The organism is Saccharospirillum impatiens DSM 12546 (assembly GCF_000423605.1).
Classification (GTDB): Bacteria; Pseudomonadota; Gammaproteobacteria; order Pseudomonadales; family Natronospirillaceae; genus Saccharospirillum; species Saccharospirillum impatiens.
The window spans coordinates 1-6,544 of sequence record NZ_AUIH01000089.1; the positions used below are offsets into that span (position 1 = coordinate 1).

Below are 6,544 nucleotides of genomic sequence, written 5' to 3' on the forward strand. Positions count from 1 at the left end.
TCCGACCCTTTTGGGACTACCACAGTAAAGGTTGGGCGAAACGCTATTTTGAGAAGTGGTACAGCTGGGCTATTCGTTGCCGTTTGGAGCCCATCAAGAAAGTGGCCAGAATGCTAAAAGCGCATAAAAATGGCTTGTTGAATTACTTCGATCACCGGATCAGCAATGCCGTCGCCGAGGGATTAAACTCAAAGATTCAGACGGTAAAGTCCAATGCTCGAGGTTATCGTTCTTTCGAAGGCTTTAGAACGAGCATACTGTTTCACTGTGGGAAGCTGGATATGCTGCCATAGGGTTCCACAGAGTTTTACGAAGAGCCCAAAATTTGATATGATCTGGTTGTACGGAAGTCCCGAAGCCATCAATTCTTTCAAAAAAATGATGGCAGCTTATGGTGAAAATAATAACAGTCAGTATAGAGAGTGTCTGGAGGCTTTCATTGTATTTGCAAGAGAAGATGTTTTGAAGCTTTACGGCCAAAAAAAATCAGCCAAAATTGAATACCAATTTTTAACGTACAATATAGATAACTCAAAATTTATGAACGGGTTCAATAGGCTTTCGTCATGGCATAACAAGTCAATCCAGTCGACCGCTGACGCGGCGGCTGATTGAGGCGTTAGCAGTAAGGCAGAATCGTCATTAAAGGTAGTCTGATAAATGGGAACAATAGCTAGTCTCTGTTTAGGTGAACTGGAAGTAGCTTGGAGTAAGAACGAATTTTTATTGAGCCACAACGACCTTTTCCAAGCAGATTGTCTTAAGTCAAAATTGGTTGATGGTGATGAAGGAGGTCGGCCGGAAGAGTGGTATGAGCTTTCCCTTGGGCTGATCAAAGATAGACTTGAACTTATGGGGTACACCCTTGAGCTCGCAGAGAACGAACATAGTAACCCTTCTCCGTTCTCAGATGATGACCCTCTACCTCTGAGCTTTCACGAAGTATTAAATATTTTAAGAAACGCAGATGTTAGTAAAGTATCAAATGAATATAGGGAAAATCCTAGACCTGGAGTATTCGCACCAGAACACATTCAGGAGATAGTGCGCTCGACGAGAGACTTGAGGTTTTCAATTAATCATTGGGATTTGAGCGCTCTATTAGAAAATTTTAGTCCATATTCACAATTGAGGGTATTGGCTGAAAATCCAGCAAATATAGAGTTGCCAGTGATATGGGATTTTGATGGAGTAGTAAGAAACGGCTGGATTGAACGAGATCATATTACCCATGGAACTAGCAGAAGGTTTCTGATAGTTACTGAGGGAAGCTCTGATTCTAAAATTCTCAGAAAAGCAATTGATTTACTTAAACCACATATAAAAGATTTTTTCTACTTCGTCGACATGGAAGACGGTTATCCTTTTACTGGGACTGGTAACCTATTTAATTTTGTAAAGGGCCTTAGCAGTATAGGTATTGAAAATGACATTTTAGTGATTTTTGATAACGACGTTGAGGGAGTACAAGCAATGAGTCGATGTTTAACCCTTAACCTGCCAAAGAACATGCAAATAATGAAACTTCCAGATCTCGCTCAGTTTCAAGAGTTTCCGACTATAGGTCCGCATGGAGAAGCCCTTGCAAACATAAACGGGAGCGCAGCATCGATTGAGTGCTATTTAGATCTAGGGGAGGCAGCGAAAGTTAGATGGACAAACTATCGAGAAGATACATCGAAATATCAGGGATCACTTGTGGCAAAAGATCGGTACAAAAAACAATTTTTGAAGCAGTCTGAGAAAAAAGCTGACTACGACTATAGAAAGCTGCTAGAAATCCTTGATCAGATTGTTTTGGAATGCACTCAAATTTCTGCTAACAAAGCGTTGCACCGGACAAGCCGGTGAACGCGGCGTTAACTGCTAGGGGAAGCATATGGAAATTATTATCGGAATCGTTGTAGTCGTTGTGATCATCATGTTTTTCGGAGGTATTGATAACAATCGCCCAGTCACAAGTTGGTCTAATGACAAGCTTGAGCGAATGCACGGGAAGTTACTTTATGCTGCTTCGGCACAAGCTAAAGCCGGGAACTTTCAAAAGTCCGAAGAACATAGCAGAAAAGCGCAAGAGGTTGAGCAGGAAATCGAACGTCGAAAGCAAGCGAGAATAAAGGAGCTTGGAGAAAAGACGTTTGATCCGAACAACACAAGTGATTTCGCAGAGCTTACAAAAATTATGGCAGAAAAAAGCCTTCAATTGCTTAATAAAACTATGAGTGAAAATTCATGCACAGAGGATGAAGCTAAAGAAATCGTATCTCAGCGTATCGAAACGCTTGCGAGTGAATATGTAATGGAAGGAATGAATGATGAAGATGCTAAGCAAAAAGCTATTTCCAAGATACTTGGAATCAACAGTTAACAAGTACAGGCACAGCGACTCGTAAACTCGCGCATGCTGTAAACGTTAGGCAATCATAAATCTAAACATGGAGAGGAATAGTTTGAGCAAGTTCGAAAATATGACGGTTAACGGTGGCAATAACCAGTTTGGCAACAATAACACTCAGAATAATGTCACCAATAATCATCATAACCATAACAATAATGTCCAGGGCTCGAATGGAGATGAAATTATTCCTCTGGGGTTTGGTGCTGTAGCTGGCTTAGCAGCCCTGATCTGGTGGTTTTTTAGTCATATTGATCAAGTCTACTATTATCTCAACATCCTAACTATTTCGTCAGCTGCTTTGTCTGCGACAGCTTTAGTATTACTTATTTTTCGGGGAGAGACGGCAAAGAAAGATGTGTTACGTTTTTTTGGTAGTGTCTTTATTGCTCTCGGCTTATTTGGGTTGTCAATGTTGTCTCGAGAGCATGCTCCCAGTGATGTTATTCAGCTATCCCAACAGACCACATTCACGGACTTTTGGCGTGGTTTGAATGGTTATGGGAAAGATCTTGTTCTGCATAACTTCACTGCAGCTATCGCCATTGCTCTGGCAGCGTTTTTCGCCCATTTGGCCTCGTTACGGCAATTTTCGTATTCGGCGGCTAGCCCAAATGGAGTTGGATTTTGGTTCAGACTTTATAACGCTATGAGTATTTTCAAAATGAGGGTTTGTCTGGTGGTTAGCTCCATATTGAGTGGCTTAGTTTGGGCCGCTTTGACTGGTAAGTTACCCGGCATCAATGCCTAACAAGGCCATTAAGGTTGTTCCGGGCCGATGGCCCTCCACCGGACGCCCTTTCAAGGGCGCCGCTTATGGCTGGCGTTAGGCAATATGGAGTAATGAGTGGAAGGTTTAGTTGTTCTGATCATTGTCGTGGTTCTGGTGTTCGTACTGATATGGTCGTTCAAATCGAAGGCTGGCAGCTCTCAAACAGTTACCAAGCCGCGCTCCGCCCACGAACCTCAGCTCGATGTAACCCAACAGATAGCTGCTTCGTCTGCCCAGCGGCTAGTTGAAATCATCAACGAGTCTCTCCAAATCGCCAATGACTCAAAAAATGCTGATACCAAGATTTCACGCTTAGATTTGGCCAAAGAAAGGTTGGATGAGTTAAAGGGCCTAGTAAAAGAAAACCCTTGGATCAAAATCGATCAGCTTTCGGACGTTGAACAGACTATCAGCACGTTGGAGCGGGAATTCAAACAAGCCAATTATCGGGAAGCGGCAGATGGCAATATGCGTGGCCAAGCCCTGGAAAAGGAGGGGAAAGTCGAGGAAGCCCTTCTGGAATATGAAAAGCTTCTGGAACAGGGAGTAGATACTCCCTTTACATACCGTAGGCTGGCTATTCTGTATTCAAAGCGGAAAGACCAGGAAAATGAGCTGCGTGTTCTGAGGGCGGCACTGAAAAATGTACCTGTTGAAAACTCAAAACACTATCAATGGTTTGCGGAGCGTCTCGCCAAGAAGTCGGAATAAATCCACTGCAGTCGGTTGATGCCTAACAAATTGTTGCAGTTCGTTCCGGGCCTGACGGCCCTCCACCGGACGCCCTTTTCGCCGCTTCGCTGCAAAAAGGGCGCCGCTGAACAAAAGCGTTAGGCTAGATTGATGATCACCATTGACCGTGTTCAACAGCTCTATGATAAGTATCTGGAGCTTGTTCATCTTGAAATCATGGAGTTCGGCGTGAAGCCAACAGAAGTTCGCCACCTGATCGGTCGTCTTGGTGAGTTCTATTGCGCGCTTCAGGTTGAAGGGACACTAGCTCATCTTGCCAACCAACACGGTTTCGATGTCATCTGCCGCAATGGCCGGAAGATTAGTGTCAAGACTACGGCACAGGCCGCAGGATTTGTCCCCATTGGCAAGGCAACGATCGACAAGGTTGATGACTTAATGATTATCCAGTATCGAAGTGGAGAGCTTTCTGTCGTCTACTACGGTCCAGTTGGACCAGCGGTCGATGCTGCACGTTACTATGATCACGTAGGCAAGTACGAGTTGGATATTTCAAAGGCCCGTCGACTTATGGCTGCTTCTGCGAAGCAGAATCAAGCCTAACTATCACAGTCATGGCGACGTCTTTTCCATTGCGGCTAAGCCTCCATTACAAAGCCGCCCATGCTGTGTGGCGTTAGGAGAAAATAGATATGAAAGAGCAGTCTGAAGAGTTAGTAGTTGCCGAGAAATACTTGAAAGAAATGCTTAAGGCAGATGATACAGCCAATTTCGACCTGTATATAAAACGCTTTGAAGAAAAGTACCTTTCTGGGTTTACACAAGATGTGTTTAGGAATGACATAAAGAATATGCATGAAGAGAATGGTAAGCATACTGGCTACGAATTCTTAGGGTCATTGCGAAATCAAAAAATTGATGATTTGGATGTGCATAGGACCGTATGGAAAGGAGTTTATGAGAAAAGGGATGCAGTGATAGAAATGGGTGTCTATAAGAAAAACGGTGTTTGGCACGTAATTCGATCTGCGGTGTATTAATTTCATGATATGGTTTTATGTTGAGTATCCTAACAATTTGTTGCTAGTGACTCGTTTTCGCTTGCACCAGCACACTATGTTAGTTGCCACAATTTTAAAGATCATGAGGTAGATATGAAAATCAGCATTGAAACAGAAGTAAAAGCCCCACTAACGGTAGTCTGGAATGCATGGGTAACGCCTGAAGATATCGCATGCTGGAATTTTGCTACAGATGAGTGGTGCTGCCCTAGAGCAAAGGTCGACCTGGAAGTAGGTGGGAAGTTTAGTTACCGAATGGAAGAAAAAATCGGTTCTATGGGCTTCGATTTTGAAGGCACATTTACCAGGGTTGAGCCATTTGAAAACATTCACTTCAAGCTAGACGATAACCGAATAGTAATAATCGAGTTCGTTGAAACTGCCAATAGTGTTCGGGTCATCGAAACGTTCGATGTAGAAGATGAAAATTCTGCGGAACAACAAAAACAAGGCTGGCAAAGTATTCTCAATAATTTCAAACAGCATGTTGAAAAAAAATGAGTTAATGGAACACTTCTGTTTGGCAAATCGTCATCTGTATTCCAGTTAGCCGCAGTGCGCGACGTTAGTTGTTGGTCAGCATTGAGTTATCTATCCGTCATCATCGTGAGAGAGTGCTCATTTGTATGTATTAGATTTTTTTCTGATAGCAGTTACATTGGTTATTGGTACTTCTATCGTTTGGAGCACGTTTAGAGTCGGCATATCACCTATGCCGAGTTCCACGAAAGCCCGAAACGCCATTATGAAAATGATAGACGATTCCTGGAGTGGCCCTTTCTATGACCTCGGCAGTGGCTGGGGAGGCCTTGTTATACCATTGGCTAAAAAATACCCTCATTGTAAGATAGTTGGGTACGAGATTTCGTTTGTTCCATGGCTAGTGTCGGTCATAGTTAAGACTGTATTTAGGCTAGACAATTTGGCTATTTATCGAAAGAATTTTTTGCAGGCAGATCTAACCAGTGCAGAAGTACTGGTATGTTATTTACATACAGAGGGCATGTGTGAAGTTAAAAGAAAGCTAACCGAGGAACCAAACAACGATGGCTATTTAATAAGCAATAATTTTGCATTGCCGTCTTGCCAGCCAGAGATGATTGTGAAGATTGATGATCTTTACAGGTCTCCAATTTATCGTTACCGATTAAGGGAGTGCATTAACAAGTCGTGAAAAGTGGGCACGTGAGAGCCGATTTTTCGTTCAACATTTGCAGGGATGTCGTAAAACCCGAAGCCAGCCCTGTTTGGCTGTGGGAGGCTCGGGGAGGGCAGCTCAACTCTACAGGACAGGGTTTGGCCAGCCAAAGTACGACTTTTACGGTGGCATAATACCTTTTTAGCCTGGAAGGAAACTCGTTAGCACTCTACCCTCATGAGGAGTTGGCTAAGGACATTGGATTAGCCAACACCAGCCAGGTCGGCTGGTCTGGCATTGCGCTGGGGCACAATGCTGGAAGCAAGTCAGAGGCCGATACTGTACTTGATCAGGAAGTGGCTGCTGGAACTCAACTTATCAAGCCAGTAGTTGTAGCGCGTCAACTATCTTGGCCGGTTCAGCGACAATTAACTTGGCCGGTTGCGCTGAACCTATGACGCCTGCTTTTTGGCAGACTGTTTCCT

General features: G+C 43.7%; 9 protein-coding genes. All 9 read left to right on the top strand.

Annotated elements, in window-relative coordinates; translation table 11 throughout:
- On the top strand, window positions 1-293 hold a 293-nt coding region (locus G565_RS25110; protein WP_037340554.1), incomplete at its 5' end, for a transposase.
- Window positions 294-330: 37 nt separating this feature from the next.
- Window positions 331-615 (top strand): hypothetical protein, encoded by a 285-nt coding sequence (locus G565_RS0119830; RefSeq protein WP_028672382.1) that lies wholly within the window; start codon window positions 331-333, stop codon window positions 613-615.
- Window positions 616-660: 45 nt separating this feature from the next.
- Window positions 661-1,851 carry a HEPN/Toprim-associated domain-containing protein gene (locus tag G565_RS26200; RefSeq protein WP_051208314.1) on the top strand — a complete coding sequence of 397 codons (1,191 nt, stop codon included), beginning with the start codon at window positions 661-663 and terminating at the stop codon, window positions 1,849-1,851.
- Window positions 1,852-1,879: 28 nt separating this feature from the next.
- On the top strand, window positions 1,880-2,368 hold the full coding sequence (locus tag G565_RS0119840) for a hypothetical protein (RefSeq protein WP_028672383.1): 489 nt from the start codon (window positions 1,880-1,882) through the stop codon (window positions 2,366-2,368).
- 82 nt (window positions 2,369-2,450) lie between these two features.
- Complete coding sequence (locus G565_RS0119845) at window positions 2,451-3,146, top strand: hypothetical protein (RefSeq protein WP_028672384.1); 696 nt, start codon at window positions 2,451-2,453, stop codon at window positions 3,144-3,146.
- Window positions 3,147-3,242: 96 nt separating this feature from the next.
- Complete coding sequence (locus tag G565_RS0119850) at window positions 3,243-3,878, top strand: tetratricopeptide repeat protein (protein WP_028672385.1); 636 nt, start codon at window positions 3,243-3,245, stop codon at window positions 3,876-3,878.
- 132 nt (window positions 3,879-4,010) lie between these two features.
- Window positions 4,011-4,463, top strand: coding sequence for a DUF6998 domain-containing protein (locus G565_RS25120; RefSeq protein WP_037340558.1), 453 nt, complete (start codon window positions 4,011-4,013; stop codon window positions 4,461-4,463).
- A gap of 89 nt (window positions 4,464-4,552) precedes the next feature.
- Window positions 4,553-4,900, top strand: coding sequence for a hypothetical protein (locus G565_RS0119860; RefSeq protein ID WP_028672386.1), 348 nt, complete (start codon window positions 4,553-4,555; stop codon window positions 4,898-4,900).
- A 114-nt stretch (window positions 4,901-5,014) separates the two neighbouring features.
- Window positions 5,015-5,422: an SRPBCC family protein gene (locus tag G565_RS0119865; RefSeq protein ID WP_028672387.1), complete on the top strand. Its 408-nt coding sequence runs from the start codon at window positions 5,015-5,017 to the stop codon at window positions 5,420-5,422.
- Window positions 5,423-6,544 lie beyond the last annotated feature (1,122 nt).

Excerpts from the sequence above, each read along its gene's own strand:
- G565_RS0119865 (WP_028672387.1), top strand. The coding sequence starts at position 5,015 with ATGAAAATCAGCATTGAAACAGAAGTAAAAGCCCCACTAACGGTAGTC.
- G565_RS25120 (WP_037340558.1), top strand. The coding sequence starts at position 4,011 with ATGATCACCATTGACCGTGTTCAACAGCTCTATGATAAGTATCTGGAG.
- G565_RS26200 (WP_051208314.1), top strand. The coding sequence starts at position 661 with ATGGGAACAATAGCTAGTCTCTGTTTAGGTGAACTGGAAGTAGCTTGG.
- G565_RS0119830 (WP_028672382.1), top strand. The coding sequence starts at position 331 with ATGATCTGGTTGTACGGAAGTCCCGAAGCCATCAATTCTTTCAAAAAA.
- G565_RS0119840 (WP_028672383.1), top strand. The coding sequence starts at position 1,880 with ATGGAAATTATTATCGGAATCGTTGTAGTCGTTGTGATCATCATGTTT.
- G565_RS0119860 (WP_028672386.1), top strand. The coding sequence starts at position 4,553 with ATGAAAGAGCAGTCTGAAGAGTTAGTAGTTGCCGAGAAATACTTGAAA.